This is a genomic window from Nodosilinea sp. LEGE 07298, from assembly GCF_015207265.1.
Lineage (GTDB): Bacteria > Cyanobacteriota > Cyanobacteriia > Phormidesmidales > Phormidesmidaceae > Nodosilinea.
This window is the reverse complement of sequence record NZ_JADEXE010000046.1, coordinates 1-20,797: the sequence shown is the minus strand read 5'-3', so window position 1 is coordinate 20,797 and position 20,797 is coordinate 1. Positions and strand designations below refer to the sequence as shown.

Annotated in this window: 15 protein-coding genes; 7 read left to right on the top strand and 8 right to left on the bottom strand. The window is 58.0% G+C overall.

Going from position 1 to position 20,797, the window contains the following annotated elements; translation table 11 throughout:
* The gene (locus IQ273_RS08880) at positions 1-2,259 is read right to left on the bottom strand and encodes a caspase family protein (RefSeq protein ID WP_194022814.1); all 2,259 of its coding nucleotides are present in this window, start codon (positions 2,257-2,259) and stop codon (positions 1-3) included.
* Positions 2,260-2,293: 34 nt separating this feature from the next.
* Positions 2,294-3,475: a sulfate adenylyltransferase gene (sat, locus tag IQ273_RS08875; protein ID WP_194022813.1), complete on the bottom strand. Its 1,182-nt coding sequence runs from the start codon at positions 3,473-3,475 to the stop codon at positions 2,294-2,296.
* Positions 3,476-3,678: 203 nt separating this feature from the next.
* Here sat and IQ273_RS08870 point away from each other — a divergent pair, with 203 nt between their 5' ends.
* Positions 3,679-4,812 carry a hypothetical protein gene (locus tag IQ273_RS08870; protein WP_194022812.1) on the top strand — a complete coding sequence of 378 codons (1,134 nt, stop codon included), beginning with the start codon at positions 3,679-3,681 and terminating at the stop codon, positions 4,810-4,812.
* On the opposite strand, the gene IQ273_RS08865 is transcribed toward IQ273_RS08870, so the two are convergent.
* The 5 genes from IQ273_RS08865 to pdhA form a co-directional block, all read right to left on the bottom strand.
* Positions 4,809-5,180, bottom strand: a complete 372-nt coding sequence (locus IQ273_RS08865) for a hypothetical protein (RefSeq protein ID WP_194022811.1) — start codon at positions 5,178-5,180, stop codon at positions 4,809-4,811. The two genes, IQ273_RS08870 and IQ273_RS08865, sit on opposite strands and share 4 nt — an antisense overlap.
* A gap of 21 nt (positions 5,181-5,201) precedes the next feature.
* Positions 5,202-6,173, bottom strand: coding sequence for a protein translocase subunit SecF (gene secF, locus IQ273_RS08860; protein ID WP_194022810.1), 972 nt, complete (start codon positions 6,171-6,173; stop codon positions 5,202-5,204).
* Positions 6,174-6,181: 8 nt separating this feature from the next.
* Positions 6,182-7,615 (bottom strand): protein translocase subunit SecD, encoded by a 1,434-nt coding sequence (gene secD / locus IQ273_RS08855; protein ID WP_194022809.1) that lies wholly within the window; start codon positions 7,613-7,615, stop codon positions 6,182-6,184.
* 102 nt (positions 7,616-7,717) lie between these two features.
* Positions 7,718-8,701, bottom strand: coding sequence for an alpha-ketoacid dehydrogenase subunit beta (locus IQ273_RS08850; protein WP_194022808.1), 984 nt, complete (start codon positions 8,699-8,701; stop codon positions 7,718-7,720).
* Between the two features lie 192 nt (positions 8,702-8,893).
* Positions 8,894-9,922 carry a pyruvate dehydrogenase (acetyl-transferring) E1 component subunit alpha gene (gene pdhA / locus IQ273_RS08845; protein ID WP_194022807.1) on the bottom strand — a complete coding sequence of 343 codons (1,029 nt, stop codon included), beginning with the start codon at positions 9,920-9,922 and terminating at the stop codon, positions 8,894-8,896.
* Between the two features lie 819 nt (positions 9,923-10,741).
* Between pdhA and IQ273_RS34700 the strand changes: the two genes are divergently transcribed.
* The 6 genes from IQ273_RS34700 to IQ273_RS08815 all read left to right on the top strand — a co-directional run bounded on the left by IQ273_RS34700 (position 10,742) and on the right by IQ273_RS08815 (position 18,641).
* Complete coding sequence (locus IQ273_RS34700; RefSeq protein WP_194022806.1) at positions 10,742-13,249, top strand: IMS domain-containing protein; 2,508 nt, start codon at positions 10,742-10,744, stop codon at positions 13,247-13,249.
* A 283-nt stretch (positions 13,250-13,532) separates the two neighbouring features.
* Positions 13,533-14,138, top strand: a complete 606-nt coding sequence (locus IQ273_RS08835; protein ID WP_194022805.1) for a DUF3038 domain-containing protein — start codon at positions 13,533-13,535, stop codon at positions 14,136-14,138.
* A complete protein-coding gene (locus IQ273_RS08830; protein ID WP_194022804.1) occupies positions 14,135-15,562 on the top strand; it encodes a DUF4335 domain-containing protein in 1,428 nt (475 codons plus the stop codon). Before IQ273_RS08835 ends, IQ273_RS08830 begins: the two co-directional genes overlap by 4 nt.
* Before the next feature lie 240 nt (positions 15,563-15,802).
* Positions 15,803-16,738, top strand: a complete 936-nt coding sequence (locus IQ273_RS08825; RefSeq protein ID WP_194022803.1) for an OmpA family protein — start codon at positions 15,803-15,805, stop codon at positions 16,736-16,738.
* 3 nt (positions 16,739-16,741) lie between these two features.
* Entirely contained in the window at positions 16,742-17,749 is a 1,008-nt protein-coding gene (gene fmt / locus IQ273_RS08820; protein WP_194022802.1) for a methionyl-tRNA formyltransferase, read from the top strand.
* Between the two features lie 73 nt (positions 17,750-17,822).
* Positions 17,823-18,641, top strand: coding sequence for a queuosine precursor transporter (locus IQ273_RS08815; RefSeq protein WP_194022801.1), 819 nt, complete (start codon positions 17,823-17,825; stop codon positions 18,639-18,641).
* Positions 18,642-18,904: 263 nt separating this feature from the next.
* On the opposite strand, the gene IQ273_RS08810 is transcribed toward IQ273_RS08815, so the two are convergent.
* Positions 18,905-20,797, bottom strand: a 1,893-nt coding sequence (locus IQ273_RS08810) for an AarF/ABC1/UbiB kinase family protein (protein ID WP_194022800.1), incomplete at its 5' end; no start/stop codon positions are given.

The following is a 20,797-nucleotide window of genomic DNA, read 5'->3' as shown; positions in this document are numbered from 1 at the left end:
CTAGGCAACGTTGTAGCGGAAGCTTAGGGTAGCCCACCGAGCGTGGTGCAGGGCATAGGAACCGTCAACGGCAGAGCTGGAGCTGAGATCTTGCAATAGCGCCTGGGCCAGCTGCAGCGACTGACGTACAGGGTGAAAGCCCGTTCCTACGGCAGGTGGATTATTGCCCAACACTACCAGGCACTGATCTAGGGGCTGCGTACTCAAAATAATGTGGGACTCCACCCAGATAGCCGCCCCCGGCATGGCCCAGCCTGCACTGTGGGTAGGAAAGGTAAGCATTTCCCCAGGGGCCAGGGGCGTCGCCACCTGGGGTACCTCTGCTCCATCAGCGGTAGTCGCATCGGGAAGGGTCATCAGGGCGGTGCATTTGCCCCGACTGTCAAAGCTAATCCACAGCAGGTGAAGGGGCTGGGTTGACGTGTTGGCCAAGCGGTAGGCAATGCGGCTATCGCGAGACAGTGTGATGGTGTCGTCGGTAACAGCCGCTTTCTGAGCCTGCCGAATGGCCAGCGGCCAGGTTATAGTAGCGCTGCGCTCGGTGGTCTGCACCAGCAGCGATGTAGGCTTGGGCTGCACAATCTCTAGCACCGCGGCCGCCCCCAGCTGAGACGCGGTGCGATTTTCGGTCAGACGCACCAGCTTGAGGGCCAGCAGAGTTTGCAAATAAGGGGTGAGCCGATTGACCGCTGTTTTGACCGCTTCTTCCTTAACCAGCATGGTGCCGGGGAGCAACGTGCGGTTGGGAGCAAACAGCCCATAACTGCTCTCGGTCGGATGATCGCCGCTCGCACCAGGGATAGCCTCTGCGCCGTTTGGCAGAGCGGCGGTCAGAGTAGGGTTTGGGCCGATGGGCAAGCGGCCAAAGAGACAGTCGGCGGCCCTTTCGCCTGCCGTTACCGACGTTACTAAAGGAATACCTGCCAAAGCGCTGGTAGCATCAACCCGTTCTACCCGCTTTAGCTGACTGTCGAGGGCCACGATTAAATCGATGTCTTGAGGTAATCGCCGCACCTGCTCGAACAGGGGCTGTCGCGCCAGGGCAGCAGCAGGGGTATCGCCCTCCAGGGGCCTCACCACGGCTTTGAGACCAGTGCGCGACTCTAACCCTAACGGGATCACCTGCCCTGTAGCCGACTCGGCCACCAGGCGAGAACCGGGCTGTAGATAGCGGAGCACCTGGGAGGGTACACCCCCTAGCCACGCCGTCAGGGGTCGAGTATTGCCACTGGCCAGCACTGCCCCCGATGCTGGCGGCATTTGGGGCGGTAGGCTGTAGACCGCTGGGCTGGTGCGCACCGATAGGCGATCGCTAAAGCTGGGCTGCTGATCGGCACCGACCCACCGCTGCAGCCGCTGCCCGGTACGCCGCACTAAGACCTCAACAGCGGGGTCGGGGTCTGTTTCCCAAAGGCTTTGGGTCAGGGCGTAGGTAAAGACCCCAGCACTAAAGCCTTCCCAATGGCTTTCTAGCACCAGCCGCCCCGGCTCAGCGGCTCGCAGCAGCAGTCCTGGCCAGGGAGCCGCCAGGTCAAGGCTCGCCTTGACCGCAGGCATTAGGCCGGTGGGCACAGTAGGGCGCGACCTGACCCGAGAATTTCCCCAGCGCAGATAGCCTGCATCCTGGCTGCCAGCATCGATGACGGTGGTCAAGTTAGGGGTGGCTAAAGGGGCCAACCGGGCCACGACCTCGGCCTCCAGCAAATCGCCTAGAGCCGGGTTGTTTTCGCTGGGCAAATGGCTGTCTACGGTAACCCAAGCAGCCTGTAGGCCGCTCAATTGACTCGATTTAGTCGCGCTAATAGCCTCAGCAGTTGCGCCAACATCAACGGCATCGAGGTCCGCCACGCGCACCTGGCTGCCGTAGCCGCTAAAGTGCAGCAGCACCACATCCTCTGAACGAGCCTGCTGCACCAGGTGTTCGTCAATGGCAGTCAAAATGCTGTCGCGGGTGGCGTCCTGGTTGGTTAGCGTCACCACATCGCCGGGCTGAAAGCCAAAGCGGTGCACCAGCAGCTGCCGCTGGAGTTCCACATCGGTAATGCAGCCCTTGAGGGCAATATCTTGAGCCACGCCAGGGTCAAGGGCGCGATCGGGGTAGGCGTTGATGCCAATCAGCAAGGCCAGCTTGCGGCGGGCGGGTTTGGCCAGGGCCTGCTGATACTGGCTAGAGCTAGCCAGCAGCGCAGTCCCACCTAATCCCAGTGCCCCCAGGGCCAGGCCTGTCTGCTGCAAAAACGCCCGTCGTTTCAGTGTCACCGAGTTGATCGCATCCTAGTTGGTAGCGTTGACCTTAGCTGATCGCTTCAGGAACCCGCATGGCCTTGGCTAACTCCGCCGCCACCTCGGGCCTAGAAAACTCTGGCGGGGGTAGTTCGCCTTGGCGCAGCATTTCCCGCACTTTGGTACCCGACAGATGAATCCGCTCGTCTTTAGTGCTGGGGCTAGTTTTAGAGGTCGCCATACCCCCGGTGCGGGTGCAGTAGAAGGCGTGCTCAAACTTCATTGGCACAATGCCCAGCTCCGTCGGCTCAAACTCATCGAAGATATATTGAGCATCGTAGGTGCCGTAGTAGTCGCCTACCCCAGCGTGGTCACGGCCCACAATAAAGTGGGTGCAGCCGTAGTTTTTGCGGATTAGCGCGTGGAAAATAGCTTCCCTAGGCCCAGCGTACCGCATTGCGGAAGGATTGATCGCAAGAATCACCCGATCCTGCGGGAAGTAGTGCTCAACCATGATTTCGTAGCAGCGCATGCGCACATCGGCGGGGATATCGTCTGACTTGGTAGCCCCCACCAGCGGGTGCAGAAACAAGCCATCAACGGTCTCTAGAGCGCATTTCTGAATGTACTCATGGGCGCGGTGAATGGGGTTGCGGGTCTGAAAGCCAACGACGGTTTTCCAGTTGCGATCGCGAAACAGTGCCCGCGAAGCCGCCGGGTCAATTTGATAGGTAGGGAATAGAGGATGGGGATCACGCTGCAATAGCCATACAGGGCCAGCCAAATTCACCTCGCCCTGGTCATAAACGACCTTGACCCCTGGATGCTTTTCATCGTCGGTGCGGTAAACGTTAACGACTTCGTGGGTTTTGTCGTAGGTATATTTTTCTTCCAGTTCCAGTACGCCCACAAAGCGACCGCTGGGATCATCTAGGCGCACCAGGCTGCCTTCTTGCAGGGGGGCGGCGATCGCGTCACTGACCGATAGCGTCACCGGAATTGCCCAGGGCAGGCCGTTGGCCAGGCGCATGTCGGTCACTACAGGGTCGTAGTCGGCCTTGCTCATAAAACCCTGTAGGGGGCTAAAGCCACCGATAGCAATCATCACCAGGTCAGAAAAAGCCCGCTCGTCAAGGGTCACCCGAGGCAGGGCATCGGCTTGGCTTAAAAATTGAGCCTTTTGGTCGGGCGTCGCCTGGCGATCGACCAAAGTGCCGCCGTGGGGGGCAATTCCGTCTTTTTGTAGAGTCATTGAGATACCGCTGCCTTCTGCTGAGAATGGAACAAGGGAACTTTTAGGGCTGGCCAGTCCTGAGCTGGACAGAGCAACCCCAGTTTCCCACTGGGGAATCGGGGTTAGCCGCCTTGTTCTATGAAATTACATCTTGGCGCTAATGTCACCTAGGTGCTAGGGCAACCTAATAGAGATAACAAAGTTCAGCCAGATCAACTTCAATGAAATCCGCAAAAATCAAGAAGATTGGAGAAAGGTGGGATTTTCTTTCAGAGGCTGATCTAGAAGAATTTGTTTGGAAAAATCTATCCCAACTACTGTGTCTTAAGCCCTTAGCTAGGCAACACTGCTCTGACAATAGGAATAGGTTTGACATCCTTGGCCTAAGTGAAGATAAGACCCTGTCAATTGTTGAACTCAAACTGGGAATTGATGACGGCATCGTCTCCCAGCTCACTCGCTACCACGAAAGTGTCAGAGTTCAAAAACCATTTGCGGAATTAGTAGACCACGAAAAATCTATTTGCTTAATCGCTATTGGCAATGATTTTCATGGAAATAGCTTGATCGATGCAAAGTACAGTCAGCTAAGTTTTCGATTCTTGAGCTATGAAATCAAGGACTTGAGGGGAAGATTTTATTTTCAACTATTTAACTACCTAAATGGCAAAAGAATTTCAGAGTGCCAGATAGAAGCTTCTGAAGGCAAATGCCAGGACTGTCCACCACTGTCAAGAATGCTCAGCAAGCTTTTAGAATCTTGCAACGATGAAGATGCGGCATCTTTACTTGAAATAAGATCGAGAATATTAAGTTTTGACCATCGCATTCAGGAAGCCAGCAAACAGGGCAGCGTTGCTTTAAGCAGAGGAAAGTCTCTGCCTATAGCTGAGTTTAAATATAACAAGGAAAAAGATAAGACGTTTTTGCATTTGTTTCTCCCCTTTCAAAAATCTCGAAGTAAACAAGTCATTTCGCGAGTTAAAGCAAAGATTTGGTTCTCTGGTCAGCGTGTGACTGATGTAGGATTCATTTTTCATTCAAGAATGAATCCAATCACTCATGACGAGTGGATTTTAGGCGGCAAATTTTATCAAGAGAAGACTGTTGTTAAAGACTGGATTAAGTATAGAATAATATCTGATGAGGAAGATCTAAAGGAGCCTAGAAAGCGAAAATATTTGCTGGATAACTACAACTGGAGAGGAGCAGAAGGAGGATTAGCCCTGCCTATAGAAAAGTATGAACAACATCTAAGGCTTTACAAAGTTCTTCAAAAGTCAGCAACGTGTCAGACTCTATCTGAAATCACTGAACTGGCTCTTAATGAGTTCGTTAAAAAGGCTCGACCTTAGTCACGATTAATTTTCTTCCAGAGAGGGTGCGAAGGCCCTTGGGCGGCAATGCGATCGCGCAGCCGCTCTAGCCGCAGCCGCTCGTCATGGGTCATACCCCACAGCATGTAGCGGCTCTCGGCTACCAATAGGGCTACCGTCAGCCCCACGCACAGCCCCAGCCCCAGGGCGGCAGGGCGGTTGTAGGCCAAGCCAAGTCGTACCGTCGCCCAAGTAAAGTACTGCCGTAGCTGATCTATTTCGGGTTGCAGGCTCCATAGACTCAGGGGGGCCACCGTCAGCCATAGCAAACCAGTCACCATCCACCAACGGCGCAGCATGATCGCCCGCAGTCGCTTTAGGGGCGCAGGATAGCTAGGGGTGCCCATGTCTAGGTCCTTTAGCCCTGTCTAGATCTGGGTCTCGGGCTGGGGAGCAGCCTCATCGGGGTCGCCGCTATAGGCTTGACCAATGCGTTCACGCCACAGAGCCAGTAGCGAACTGGCTACAAAAATACTGGAATAGGACCCGGCCAAAAAGCCAATAATTAGCGCCAGGGCAAAGTACTTTAGGGTTTGGCCACCAAAGATAAAAATAGCCACCAGCGGCAGGACTGTGGTCAGCGAGGTGTTGATGGAGCGACTCAGGGTTTGGTTAACGGCGCTGTCGACAATATCGTTGATGTGACTGCCGGGGTTGAGCTTGAGGTTTTCGCGGACGCGATCGTAAATGACCACTGTGTCGTTGACCGAGAAACCCACAATCGTCAGCAGCGACACGATAAACAGACTATCGACCTCGACCCCCAGCACCAGGCCCAAAATGGCAAACACTCCAGCCGTAATAGCCACATCGTGGGCCAAAGCCAGAATCGCCAGCACGGCATAATCGAGCTTAAAGCGCAGACTGAGGTAGGCCACAATCCCCGCAAAAGACACCAGCAGGGCCAGCAGCCCCGACACCAGCAGCTGTTGACCAATCACCGGCCCCACCGAGTCAATTTGGGTAGAGCTGGTGTCAAAGGGGCCAATAGCTTCATCTAGGGCGCTTTGCAGGGTGGTGCGCTCGTCGACATCTAAGTTGCGAGTGCGAATGGAGAGCACCTGCTGGTCATCACCTAAGACTTGAAGGCTGCTAGAGTCGAGCCCCTGCTGCCCCAGCACCTGCCTGACCCCGGCTAGGTCAATGGCTTCACCGCAGTTATCGGTTATCGTGCAGGCGCGGGTGAGCTGCAGTCGGGTACCGCCAGCAAAGTCAAGCCCCGGCTTGAGGGGCGCACCAAACTGTTGCCACGAAATTGCCATGGCCACTAGACTAGCTAGCACCAAAGCCCCCGAGATGGCCCACCACAGACCGCGCTGCTGAATAATGTTGAGCTTCATGGGCACTCCTAGGGGCGAACGGGGTTGGGGCGAACAGTGTCTAGACCGGGGCAAAACAAACTGGGCCGCCGAAACTGGGGCAGGCTAATGGCTAAGAACATCAGGGTGCGGGTACAGGTCAGCGCCGTGAACATGCTGATCAGCACGCCAATGCCCAGGGTAAGGGCAAACCCTTTCACCAGACCAGCCCCAAAGTAAAACAGCGCCAGACAGGAAATCAGGGTGGTAACGTTGCCATCTAGAATGCTCGAAAAGGCCCGGAAAAACCCTGATTCGACAGAGCGGTAGAGGGTTTTGTTGGACCTCAGCTCTTCTCGGGTGCGCTCGAAGATCAGCACGTTGGCATCGACCGCCATCCCAATGCTGAGAATGAACCCGGCAATGCCTGGCAGAGTCAGGGTGACCCCCAGCAGGTTAAAGGCGGCCCAGGTCAGCAGCGCGTAAATAATCAGGGCTAAATCGGCCAGTGCGCCGGGCAGACGGTAGTAGACCACCATAAACACCAGCACCAGAGCCAGACCGGCCAGGCCGGCGTAGAGGCTGCGCTGAATGCTGTCGCGACCCAGGGTAGGGCCAACGGTGCGGTTTTCGACCACTTCTACCGGCAATGGTAGGGCACCACCGCGCAGCTGAATTTCAAGATCGCGGGCCGATTCGGCGGTGAAGTTGCCGGAGATCACTGCGCTACCGCCGGTAATCCCGGTTTCGGCGTACTGCACATTGACGGTGGGGGCGCTGAGCAACCGATTGTCGAGGAAAATGCCAATGGTGCGGCCTGTGCCCGCGATCGCCTTACTGATCTCGGCAAACTCGTTGCCGCCCTCATTGTTGAACTGAATCACCACTTCCCAGAGGGTGCCACCAGTGGGGCGGGCGATCGCATCGGTCAACTTGTCGCCGCCCAGGGTGCTGGGCTCAAACAGGCCTGCAATGGCGGTCTCGCTGGCTTTAATATCGGCCTGAAGTCGTTCGATGCGGGCCTGAGTCTCAGCATCGATGGCGGTACCATCGGGCAGACTGGCCTGGAGGGCAGCGAGCTCGCCCAGATGGGCCTGTAGCACCTGATTTTCGATCGCGAGCTGCTGATCGGTACCGGGCCGCTGAGCCCGAAACTCAAGCTGAGCCGTGCCGCCCAGTACCCGCTCGGCCTGCTCAGGGTCGCTGACGCCGGGCAGCTGCACCAGCAGCTGGTTGTTGCCCAGCTGCTGCACGACCGCCTCCGACACGCCCAACCCGTTCACACGGCCTTCTACCACGGTTTGCACAGCCTCCATCTCCCGTTCGGTAATAGTCGGGATTGCCTCGGTGGGCTGCACCTGAATCGTAAGCTGAGAGCCGCCGCGCAGGTCTAGCCCCAAACGGGTGGGAATTTGGGTGATGATCACTACGGCGGCGATGGTGAGCGCCAAAATAACCCCTAGCCAAGCTCGATATTTTGCCATTGCAGGTGCTGCGGTGTGGGTACGGAGTGGGATGCTTTTCCCTACGGACGGTGGTGGGCAGTGCCCACCCTACAAGGTTTGGGGCAGGTTTGAGGACTACCTCTAGACCTTGAGGGCGACCATATTTTCGACGGCGGCCTCAATCTGCTTGGGCTGCACAATGGTCAGTGTTTCTAGCTTACCGTTGTAGGGGGTGGGTATGTCTTGAGACGACAGCCGCACCACCGGAGCATCGAGTTCGTCAAAGTAGCGATCGTTAATAGAAGCGATAATTTCAGCGCCAATGCCGCCGGTCTTCATGCACTCTTCAACAATGATGACGCGGTGAGTCTTTTTAATCGACGCGCCAATGGTGTCAAAGTCGAGCGGTTTGAGGGAAATCAGGTCAATTACCTCGGGATCGATGCCCTTTTTCTCTAATCCCTTCACCGCCTGGGTTACATGGTGTCGCATGCGGGAGTAGGTAAGGATGGTGACATCTTTGCCAGAGCGCACCACTTCTGCCTTGTCTAGGGGGACAACGTACTCGTGGTTGGGCAGATCTTCTTTGAGGTTGTAGAGCAGTACGTGCTCAAAAAACAGCACCGGGTTGTCGTCGCGAATGGCGGCCTTGAGCAGGCCCTTGGCATTATAGGGAGTAGAGCAAGCGACGATCTTTAGCCCCGGCACTGCCTGAAAGTAAGCTTCGAGCCGCTGGGAGTGCTCGGCCCCTAGCTGCCGACCCACGCCCCCTGGTCCCCGAATCACCATCGGAATTTTGTAGTTGCCGCCGGAGGTGTAGCGCAGCATGCCGGCATTATTGGCAATTTGGTTGAAGGCCAGCAGCAAAAAGCCCATGTTCATGCCCTCAATGATCGGGCGCAGGCCAGTCATCGCTGCTCCTACAGCCATACCGGTGAAGCTGTTTTCGGCGATCGGGGTGTCGAGCACGCGCAGCTCGCCGTACTTTTCATAGAGGTCTTTAGTGACCTTGTAGGAACCGCCGTAGACGCCAACATCTTCGCCCAGCACAAAGACGGTGTCGTCGCGGCCCATCTCTTCATCGATGGCCTCACGGAGGGCGTTAAATAGGAGGGTTTCTGCCATGGTTGGGTGTGGGTGGATGAGTGGACGAGTGAGTAAGTGGATGAGTGGATGGGCTAAGGCGCATTCGCGGTCGGACACCCTGGGCAGCGCTCAAGTTAATGCCAAACCGCAATGCACCGTTTCCAGGAGTCGGTGGACATGCCCACCACTGGATACGCTGGTTTTCAGGGGATTAGCCCGATTCTGGGCCGATCAACTCTCAGCAAAGATGTACTTGTAGAGGTCTTCGGGGCTGGGTTCGGGGCTATCTTCGGCAAAGGTGAGGGCGTCGTCGATGCGGGTTTGAATGCGATCGCGCACTTCCTTGAGCGTCCCTTCCTCAGCTAGGTTGTGCTCAACCAGGTAGGCTTCGAATCGCTTGATCGGATCGCGGGCCAGCCAGGCCTCTTTCTCGGCCTTCGATCGCAGCTCGTCAGGGTCGGCCAGCGAGTGGCCTCGGAAGCGATAGGTGAGGGCTTCGATCAGCGTCGGGCCTTCGCCAGCCCGAGCCCGAGCAACGGCCTCCTGGGCGACGGCCCGTACGGCCATTACGTCCATACCGTCAACCTCAATACCGGGCATACCAAATACCGCAGCTTTCTTGTAAATTTCGGGCTGGGAGGTGGCCCGCTCGTGGGCCATGCCGATCGCCCACTTGTTGTTTTCCACCACAAATAAGATCGGCAGCTTCCACAGAGCAGCCATGTTTAGACATTCAAAAAACTGGCCGTTGTTGGTGGTGCCATCGCCAAAGAAGCAGGCCGTTACCTGGTCGGCGCTGGCGTCGCCCAGAGCATCGCGGCGGTAGCGCGACTGAAAGGCAGCCCCCAGGGCGACGGGAATGCCTTCCCCAATAAACGCGAAACCCCCCAGCATGTTGTGCTCGCTCGAAAACAGGTGCATGGAGCCGCCCCGACCTTTGCTACAGCCGGTCTCTTTGCCAAACAGCTCGGCCATCACGTTTTTGGCGGGTACCCCGGCACTGAGGGCGTGGACGTGGTCGCGATAGGTGCTGCACACGTAGTCATCGGAGCGCAGCGATTTAATCACGCCGCTGGAGACAGCCTCCTGGCCGTTGTAGAGGTGCACAAAACCGAACATTTTGCCCCGATAGTACATCTCGGCGCACTTATCTTCAAAGAAGCGCCCCAGGATCATGTCTTCGTAGAGCACCAGCCCTTCCTCTGAGGAGATTTGGGCCGGGGGAGCCTGAAATTGGGGTAACGTCCGTTCTTGAACCATGGATTTTGCTGGGTCCTACGCCGCGATGTCCAACATTTGACTATACCGAAAAGTATCCACCCTGGGCAGAGGCCTAGCCAAGATACGCTCTTCATCATACCGAGTGGGTCGCCCGGTAACGGTGTTCGATGCTGCGGCCCGCTTGAATGACCGAATCTGGCTTTGGCTTTAGCCGATCCGAATCTGGCACCATAGTCACAACTACTACCGTCGCTGACTTACCTGGCCAGAGCAGAAACTGAGAATCTTTATTTAAGCTTCACTCTCTTCTCTAGGGCAAGGAGCTGCCTGTTGATTGAAAAGATGGCTGCTAGCCAGGTGTAAGCCAAGTCCAGCACTGAACTAGCGCGGGATCTGATCTTCTGATCTATAGTTTTCCCACCGGCAACGCCTCTTCTGGACGTAGATTTGGTTTAGTAGTGAGATAAGTAGAGGGCATAAATTTCGTCTGCCGTTTCAGGCTCCGGACGGGCCGAGGATAATGGCACCTCTGACGACGGGGGCAGGCATGTGTTATAAACTTCACTTTTGGTCTGGTTTCAGGGCAAACGCGATAGGGTGTAGCTAATTTCCCAGCCTTCTCATCGACGATGGCAATAGGGGCGACAGGAATGAGCGCGAGCAGGGCCTTAATGTAGAGACAATGAGCAGGGCAACGTGACAGAACCGGGGCAGAATCAGTGGCAAAAGTTGGCTAACCAGAGTTAGAGATATGAATTTTGGCCTCCAGTGGCGGTTAAAAATTCAGCGGGTTGAGCAGTCCGCAACAAATCTTTTTGGATACTATTTCGAGTGAATTCGCTGTTGGGGACGTGAGCTGTGCAAATTCCGTTAGACTACTACCGAATTCTGGGGTTACCCATTCAGGCGACCGCCGACCAGCTGGCCCAGGCCCATCGCGATCGCGGCCTGCAGCTACCCCGACGCGAATTTTCGGCTGCTGCCATTGAGGCTCGTAAGCAGCTCATTGACGAAGCTTATGCTGTACTGTCTGACCGCGATCGCCGCCGCGGCTACGACAGCAAGTTTTTGGCCAATGCCTACACCGTCGATATGGGGCCAGATCCCCTGCCCGATACTCGGATTCCGGGCTTAGAGGTAAGCGCCGACGCGGGCGAAGCGGCGCTCAGGTCACTGGCGACCGAACCCGGCGGCAGCGAGGCCCAAAGCTCTAAAATTGAAATTGAGTCTGACCAGCTGGTGGGGGCGCTGCTGCTGCTGCTAGAGCTGGGAGAATACGAGCAGGTATTGCAGCTGGGCCAGCCTCAGCTCAGCAACCCCTACGCCAACGGCGGCATGGCCAGCCCCGCCCCTGCCCAAGACGACGTTGTGCTCACCCTAGCCCTGGCTTGCCTAGAACTGGGCCGTGAGCAGTGGCAGCAGCGCCAGTACGAAATTGCCGCTGAATCGCTGCAAACGGGCCACGAACTCCTCGCCCGAGGCAACCACTTTCCGGTCATTCGGGCCGAGATTCAGACCGAGCTGTACAAGCTGCGGCCCTACCGTATTCTAGAGCTGCTGGCCCGTCCCCTTGACCAAACCCGCGAGCGCCGTCAGGGGCTCAAGTTGCTTAAGGCCATGCTCGAGGACCGGGGCGGCATTGAGGGCAGCGAAGACGATCTCTCAGGACTGGCGATCGACGATTTTCTGCGGTTTATTCAGCAACTGCGCGACTACCTCACCGCCTCCGAACAGCAGGAATTATTTGAGCACGAGGCCCGTCGCCCGTCCCCCGTGGCCACCTACCTAACGGTGTACGCTCTGCTAGCTCGAGGGTTTGCCCGCCATCAGCCCGCCCTGGTGCGCCGGGCCAAACAGCTGTTGCTGCGCCTGGGCGGTCAGCAAGACGTCCATTTAGAGCAGGCCGTGTGCGCCCTGCTGCTGGGTCAAACCGAAGAGGCCAACCGCGCTTTAGAACTGAGCCAGGAGTATGAGCCGCTGGCCTACATTCGTGAACACTCCCGCCAGTCGCCCGACCTGCTGCCGGGGCTGTGCCTCTACGCCGAGCGCTGGCTCAAAGACGAGCTGTTTCCCCATTTTCGCGACTTCAAAGACCAGGAGGCTACCCTCAAAGACTATTTCGCCGATGCCCAAGTGCAGGCCTACTTAGAAACGATGCCCTCTAGCCCCGGTGCTACCGAGCCCCGCTGGTCCCAGGCTGGCGCTCCGGGATCATCAACTCAGTTTCCGGCCTCAGCCTCGGCCCAGGGGGCTGCGGCTCAGTTTTCTACAACCCAGTTTCCGACCATTGAGGGATCGCTGCCCATCGGGGCTCCCTCAATGTCTGTGCCCTCGACCCGTCGCGGTGCTCCCCCAGCGGCACGAACCGATCGAGGCTACGGCAGCAACGGCAGCGACCCCTACTCAACCCCTACTCCAGCCCGCAACGGCACCCCAGCCCGTAACGGCAATAGCCGCCCTAGCCAACCTGAGCCCTGGGCCAAGGCGGTTGATCCCATTGGTGAGCCGGCTGGCCCCAGTGCCGCAGGCTTTGATTTTCGCGATGATGAGCAGGACGATCTCTCGGTGGCCGAGCGGGTAGCTCAGCTTTCGCCAGAGGGGAAAATGACGGCATCGGGCGATCGCAAAGCCCAGAGCCCTAGCTCGGACCCGCCCCCTCGGGGAAAACGGGACAAGCGCGCTGCGGCGATCGCTGCAGCCGATGCGGCCCTACCCCCCGGCCAACAAGCCTTTCCCGACATAGTGGCCCCTAACCCGCGCGATCGCCGTGCTGCCCCACACTGGGGGCGACTGGCCCTGGTCGGAGCCGCAGGCATTGTAGGCGTTAGTATCTTAGGCTTTGGCACCATGCGAGCGCTGAGCTGGGTTACGTCGGCCTTTAGCGGGCCTAGAATCTCGGGCCAGCCCCTGGCCATTAGCGTTGACGAGCCCGCCTTTGACATTCCGGAAGCGCCTCCGGCTCCGACCGAAATCGGCGTTAACGATATGGCCAGCCGGGTGATTAACGAATGGCTGGAGGTCAAGCGCGGAGCGCTGGGCGAAAACTACCAGGGCGATCGCCTTGACGACATTCTGTTAGAGCCGGTGCTCACCCAGTGGACCCGCCGGGCCAATGCCGCCGCCCAAGAAAGCTGGTACTGGGAGTACGAGCACAACGTTGAGGTAGAGTCGGTCAGCCCCGATGACCCTACCGTCGATCAGCTCCAGGCGGTGGCCGTAGTGTCTGAAAAGGCCCGACTGTTTGAGTATGGCGTTGAAAATGTCGGTGCTGCCTACGACGACACCCTGAGAATGCAGTACGACCTCGTGCGCCAGGATGGCAAATGGTTTGTGAAGGGCATGACCAAGCTGGCGGATACAAATTAGAGCTAGTCAGTGATGGGTAGTGAGTCGGTTGCGGATGCGATCACGGAAACTATGCCGATAGTCAATGGCTTTGTCGCTCCTCTAGAGCCGCCGTTAGAGACTGTTTGGTGGGAAAAGGGCGAGCCTTTGTTAGCATGTCGGTGATTTCCGTCCCGATCTCTCGTCCCGATGGCTGAACAACCATGAACACCGACTACGCGGGTTAGGGTTCGGCAATCTCTCCAGACGGACGGGGCCTAACTGTGTTTTGATAGAATGCTGTTCGTATTAACCTCAAAGCTGAATGCCAGTCAATAGCCCGCCCGCTCCTCAGCCCCCTCTGGTGCTCGACACCCTCGATAACCCGGGGCTGTCCAACGATGAGTGCCCACGCCGGGCGCGTATTCAGCTCGATCTGCTGCTGCTGGCGATCGAGGCCCTTGATCTAAGCGGCGGCGAGGCCATGCTAGCAATTTCTCGTGAGCTAGCCCTGGAGGGGCTGGTGAAGGGGCGGGTGCACCTGTGGCTGCTGCGGGGCACAAACCCCATGCGCCGCTACAGTCAGCGCCGTCCCTTACAAGTCGAAGAGGCTAAGGCCTTAGTGATTATCATTTGCACCCTGGCCCGACGGTTAACAGTGCTGGTGCGGCAGCTGTTGGTGGGTTATCAACAGCTGGCTGACAAGCAGCTTTCGCCCGAGCATCACTTTCGCCTGGCCGACTATCTAAGTCGCTTTCGCAGCCACTTTCGGGCTCGTATGAACCCCCGCCGCGCCGGGGTGATTGCCTACAGCACCGACGAAAAGCTCGACGAGTTGGCTATTCAGCTTTTACAACAACTGCTGCTGTGCGCTGGGGTGCTTGGTCCCCAGCGTCTCTGGAGTAGCCTGTTTGACGGAGAAGTATCATGACCGTTCAACGGCAATACACCCTGCCCCACTGCAATCTGGTTTTAGAGGGGCTGAGCGCCGACGCCAATGACCCGCTTTCACCTCTGGCGGTGCTGATGAATGCCGAGTGCCATCTACCCGGCGCAACCGACGCCACGCTTACTGGGGGGCGTGAGTTTTTAGACAGTCTAGTGGCTGCTGTGAGCCGCTACGCCCAGCAGCTGCTCAGCGGCGTGTCTTCCCCACACCTGGGAACGGCTCCTCCCATTGTAGAAATCAAGCCGGGCGAGGGGGCTTACCACCATCTGATTGTGCACCAGCAGCCCCTGCGCGAACCCCTGAGTGACACCAATGTTCAGCCGCCCCTCGATGTCAAACTCACCACGGTCCAGTTTTACGACCTGATGGAAGCCGTCGATCAGCTTCTGGCCGATACCCAAACCCTGCCTGATCTGACGGCCCAGTTTCAAGCCGTATCGCGACGGTTGGTGCAACCCACAGAACCCGTGGTGCAACGAGCCGCCCCTGCCGCTTTGGGTGCAGCCGTCCTGGCTGCCGCTGGGCTGGCCCTGTTCTTTGTGCCTCCACCCGAGTTTGAGCCGACGCGCCCTGGGTCTGAGTCGGCCACTCCGGCTGAGTCGAGTACAAATCCGCTGGAGACATCTCCAGACCCCGCTGCTGGTGAGCAACCCACTGAACAAGACAACTCGTCTACTGAACCATCCTCCGACCCCACAGCAGCAGCAGATCTAGAGCGCCTGAAGACTGCCCCAGCCATTGCTGACGCCGCTACCATTGCCCTGTTGCAGTCGGATGTGACTCGCCGCCTGCAGGAAGCCTGGGCCGACGCACCTCGCCCCAGGGGCGATTTGGCCTATCGCATGGTGGTTTCAGAAGATGGCGACATTTTGGGCTACAAGTACGAAAATGACCTGGCCCTGGCCGAGGTCGATAACACGCCCCTACCTCAGCTCACCTTTGTGCCGGTAGACGCAGCGGAGCCCGTTCGTGAGCAGGTAGCCCAGTTCATCGCCACCTTTACCCCTGCTGGCGAAGTCGTCGTCGAGCCCGTCGATGCCCCGGCTGAGACAACGGCGGCAGCAGCGGCTGAACTATCTACCCTAGAAAATAAAATCACCGATGGCGATCGCATTCGTGCCCTTAACAGCGCCCTCTATGACGACATTTTGGCTGAGCTAGAGCCGCTGTCGGCCAGTGAAGACCTACAATTTCGGGTGCGTCTGGCCGAGACGGGCGACGTGGTGGGCTACGAACCGCTCAACGCCGCCGCTGGTTTGCTGGCCGCAGAAACACCTCTGCCCGGCCTAGTTACGGCTTCTGACAGTGCCGCTCCCGACAGCGATCGCAATCAAGCCGACTTTCAGGTAGTGTTCACTGAGGGCGGTGTGTTACAGGTTAGTCCGTGGGATGGTTGGCCCCAGTGAGGCTAGCTCTATCCTCAGGTTGACTCAGTGCCGCTAGCTCGATGTTTCTAGCCTAATGACGCCATGGCCGATTCTCCCGATCTGCCGCCCCCGACCACAAATCAAGCTCCGTCGGCGGGAGGTTCTGACCCGGTTTCTCCAGGACCGGTTTCTTCAGCTGCCGCTGCCCCGGCTCCCCAGCCTCGATCTGGCTTAGGATCTGGGCTACGTGTCTTATGGACACTGGTAATAAGCCTAATCATGTTAGGAGCTGGAGTTAGCGTTGGCTGGCTTGTCGGCCTGCTGGTGGCCCAGGTCTTGCCGGCCCGTAACCCAGAACCACCGCTGGCGGAGGTGGCTCTGCGATACAGCAGCCAAACCGTGCGTAAGCTGCAGCAACTGCCTCAGTGGTGGCGGGGCGATCGAGCCGTGGGGCTAGCCGATGAAGCGCTAGTGGGATCTGCGGCTCCAGAATCTCCAGGTGAAGATCCTGGAACAGGCGCTACCGAAGCCGAACGGCCCCTGAACGAGAGCGATCGCGATCGCATCGCCGCAGACCTTACCAACCTGCGTCAAGACTTGACTAGCCTTAACAACCGCCTAGAAGCCCTAGAAACCAATCTAGACCTGCCTGCTTCTACCGGCAGCGTGGAAGACCGTTTGCAGCGCCTCGATCAGCGTCTTGATGCTGATGACGCAGTCAGTACCGGTGCAGCAGAGGCGGAAACGCCTGCGGCCCCTGCCGAGCCACCGGCCGAACCACCGACAGAGTCACCGACAGAGCCTCAGCCCACCGCCGAGCCTGTAGGCCTCAATCCTTACCAAGAGTCACGCTTTCCGCTGGTGCGCGATCGCGTGGTGTTGCCCAGCGCCCTGCTGTTTGAGCCCGGCAGCCCCATTCTCACCTCCCCCGGCCAGCAGCTGCTCGACAGCATTGCGCCCGACCTACGTCGCTATGGCGCAGCCACCCTGCTGGTGGGCAGCCACACCGACAGCACCACTGCGCCTGGGCCAGCTAGCCAACTTGCCCTGCAACAGTCTTTGGCGGTGCAGCAGTACCTGGCTCCACAGCTAGAGGGCAGCGGCAGCCGCTGGGTAGCCGTAGGCTACGGCAGCAGTCGCCCCCTCGTCACCGATACAGCCGCTGATCAGCAGCGCAACCAGCGGGTCGAAATTGGCATTGTGCCGGGTAGATAACCTATGCGACTTGTGTTTTTTGGTACGCCTCAGTTTGCGGTGCCCAGCCTAGAACGGCTGCTGGCCGAGCCAGGGTTTGAGGTGGCCGCCGTGGTCACCCAGCCCGATCGCCGCCGAGGCCGGGGCAACCGAGTCGACGCATCACCGGTGAAACAGGCGGCTGTGCGAGCAGCGTGCCCAGTTCTACAACCCGCCCGCATCAAAAAAGACGAGGCTACTCTCACTGCGCTAGAGGCCACCCAGGCCGATGTCTTTGTAGTGGTGGCCTACGGGCAGCTGCTGTCTGCGCGCATTCTCGATATGCCCCGGCTGGGCAGCATCAACGGCCACGGGTCGCTGCTGCCTGCCTACCGGGGGGCGGCCCCCATTCAGTGGTGCATTGTCAATGGCGATCGCGTCACCGGCATGACCACCATGCAGATGAACCTGGGCATGGATACCGGCGATATGCTGCTCAAGTCGCACCTGCCCATTGGCCTGCTCGATACCGCCGGAGAGGTGGCGGCTGCCCTGGCGCAGCAGTGCGCCGACTTGCTAGTCGAAACCTTACAAGGCTTGCAGGCCGGTACGCTCAGCCCATCACCGCAGGATGACACCCTCGCCACTTACGCACCGCTAATTCAAAAAGAAGATTATCAACTGGACTGGGGCAAGGCGGCGATCGCGCTTCACAACCAGGTGCGTGGCTTTTACCCCAACTGCGTTGCGACCTTTCGGGGGCAACCGCTCAAGGTGATGGCCACTGCCCCCCTGGGTGAACCCTACTGGGCCGAACTGCCCTCAGAATTAACGGCCCTGCGAGATGCCGTAGAGACCATCGCCGCCGAAGCCATCCAGCGACATTCGCCTCCTGGTACCATTGTTGGCTTGCTCAAGGGCCAAGGCCCCGTGGTGCAGACCGGCGACGGGCTGCTGCTGCTGCGCCAGGTTAAGCCCAGCGGCAAGCAGGCCCAAGCCGGGGCCGATTTCGTCAACGGCAGTCGATTGCAGGTGGAAGAATTTCTGGGCTAACGGTCAGCTATAAATTCAGTTGATATAAGCTGGGGTAGTTTGGTCAATCTTTCCGTAGAGAGAAATTCTATCGATGAAAGCAGAGCCTTTAGCGACGGCGGCGGCCTATGGTCCGGTGCCAGAATATTTGCAAAATCGGCGCGAAGTAGTGTTTTTGGTGCTGTCAGGGCTATTCCTTGGCACCCTGGGCATGCTCAACATTCTTAGCATTAGCCGATTTGTTAATGTGTTTACCTGGGGCGATTTTGCCGTCACGGTAGCGGTTGGGGTGCTGCCCTATCCGTTGACTTTTCTCTGCACTGACTTAATCTCAGAACTTTACGGTAAGCAGAAAGCCAACCAGGTCGTATGGGTAGGGCTACTGCTCAACGTCTGGGTGCTCTTTATCGTTTGGGTGGGCGGTCTGCTGCCGGGGTTTGAAACCCTCGACCCCGCCACAGGCGAAATTGCGCGAGACGCTGCCGGACGACTGCCGGTATTTTTTGAAATTCGCAACCTCACCTTTGGGGCCGTAGCTGCCTCAATGATGGCCTATATGGCGGCTCAGTTTGTCGATGTCTACCTGTTTCATTTTTGGAAAGAGTTAACCAACGGCAAGCACCTGTGGCTGCGCAACAACGGCTCTACCTTAATTAGCCAGCTGGTTGATACCACCGCCGTCGTGCTGATTACCCACTTTTTGGCCGGAGCGCTGCCCATCGAAGCGGGTCAAGAACTGTGGCCTCAGCTGATTCGCTTTATTGGCTATGGCTACGTGTTTAAACTGGTCGCAGCCCTGCTCGATACGGGGCCGTTTTACCTCTGCGTGTTTTGGCTATCGAGCTATCTGGGGCTAGAGTCCCCCGTCCCAAAGCCCAAGCGCCCTCGTCTGGGCAGTCGGGGGCAACATTGATAGAAAGATGATTTTGGTTGAATGGGGATGCTCATCAAAATGGTTGAGCATAAATTTTACGATTCGGCACTCGACTCTTAATGGATACTTTTTGCTACTTGCATTGATGGCGGAATCATTTGCGGGGTGGCGCTAACGCTCTACCTGACCGATAGAAAAGAGGGGTAGCGTTTTTCAGACGGCGATGTTTACCGTTCTGCCTCACTATGTTTACCGTTCTGCCTCACTATGTTGTCGAGGCCTATGTGCCATGTGAGGCGACCCTAGCTCCCCACCTGGGAAGGAGTAAGCGGCGGCGGGGTGGCGCTGGGCTCTCCTTCTAGCAGCAAGTTGCGAATCAGGCGAGCCAGCCCTCGCTGAGCCAGCCCCGCCACTACCTGCTGCCCCATCGCCTGGGTCTCAGGTTTGAACAGCAGGGTGGGAATGCGGGTCGCTACCTGAGCGGCATCAAAGCCGGGAGTGTCTTTTAGAATCTCTAAAATGCGGCGCAGATGGTCGAGGTCGCTGGAGCCAGCGGGAACCGCCACTGTCGGTTCTTTCTTAAGGCCCAGGCGACGCTGTAGGGCGGTTGTCAGGTTTTGCACGGTGTTTTGGCCAAAGCTGTCGAGGCCGTTGACTAGCTCAGAGACAATGCGATCGCGCAAAAACGAGCCCCGGTCTGAGAACAAAAACTCCAGGGTTTGGTCAATCAGCCGATCCATGTCGTACTCATCGCTGGCGCTAGCGTTGCGCAGCAGGTTCTCCAGCCGATTCCAGCGAAAGCTGCCATCTTTAAACAATAGGTCTTGCAGCGAGGCGCGCAGCTCGGGGGAGGGGTCGGTGAGCAGCCGCTTGGCCACGTAAGGGTAGGCCTTGCTCAGCACCTTAAACTCGGGGTCGACATTGATGGCGATACCCTCCAGCGTCACCAGCGATCGAATGATCAGCGCGTAGTAGGCGGGCACCCGAAACGGGTACTCGTACATAAGGGCCGAAAATTCGTCGGTGATGCTCTTAAAGTTGAGCTCGGCGACGCTTGCCCCCAACGCATTGCTAAACACATTGGCCAGGGCCGGAATAATCGGGCTGAGGTCGGTGTCGGGGGTGAGAAACTCCAGCTTGACGTAGTCATTGGCCAGCCCCTCAAAGTCACGGTTGACCATGTGCACCACCGCCTCGATTAGGCCGTAGCGCTGGTAGGGTTTAACCTCGCTCATCATGCCAAAGTCGAGGTAGGCCAGCTTGCCGTCGGCCATCGCTAGCAGGTTGCCGGGGTGGGGGTCGGCGTGGAAGAAGCCATGCTCCAGCAGCTGCCGCAGCGAGCACTGCACGCCGACATCGATCAGGTGGCTGGCATCAATGCCCAGGCGATCGAGTTTGTCGATGTTGGTTAGCTTGGTGCCTTCAATCCACTCCATGGTCAGCACTCGGCGGGCCGTGTACTCGGGGTGAATGTGGGGTACATAGATGTCGGGAATGTGGTTGTAGAGCTTGGCGAAGCGCTGGGCATTTTCACCTTCGTGGGTGTAGTCCATCTCCTCAAAGATGCGCTCGCCAAACTCGTCTAGAATCGCCACCAGGTCGCTGCGAATTTGACTAATGCGATTGGTGGCAAAGCGAGCCAGCCCTCGCAAAATGTGAAGATCGAGGGCAATGCGCTGGGCCAGGCCGGGGCGCTGCACCTTGATGGCAACGTCTTCGCCGCTGTGCAGTTTGCCCTTGTAGACCTGCCCCAGGGAGGCGGCAGCCACGGGGCTTACCGAAATTTCGGCGTAGATTTGGCTCGGGGGCGCACCCAGTTCTTCTTCAATAAAGCGGTAGGCAATTTCGTTGGGGAAGGGCGGAATTTGATCTTGAAGGGCGGTTAGCTCTTCGAGAAAAATAGGCGGCACCAGGTCGGGCCGGGTGGAGAGGGCCTGACCAATTTTAATGTAGGCAGGGCCGAGGTTGGTCAGCATTTCTCTAAGCTGAACCGCGCGCAGGGTTTCATTTTGAACGCTGCGGCCCGCGCGGCGATCGAGCCAAATCTTGACAAAAAAGCTAATGATCGGCAAGAAAATACCGACAAACCGAGCCCAAACCTTAAACGGACGGCGGCGGTAGTGGGCCGCGATCGCCTCAGGGTCGTAGCCAAACGCTTCGAAGGGGTCTTGGGCTTTAGTGGCCAGGGTGCGGGG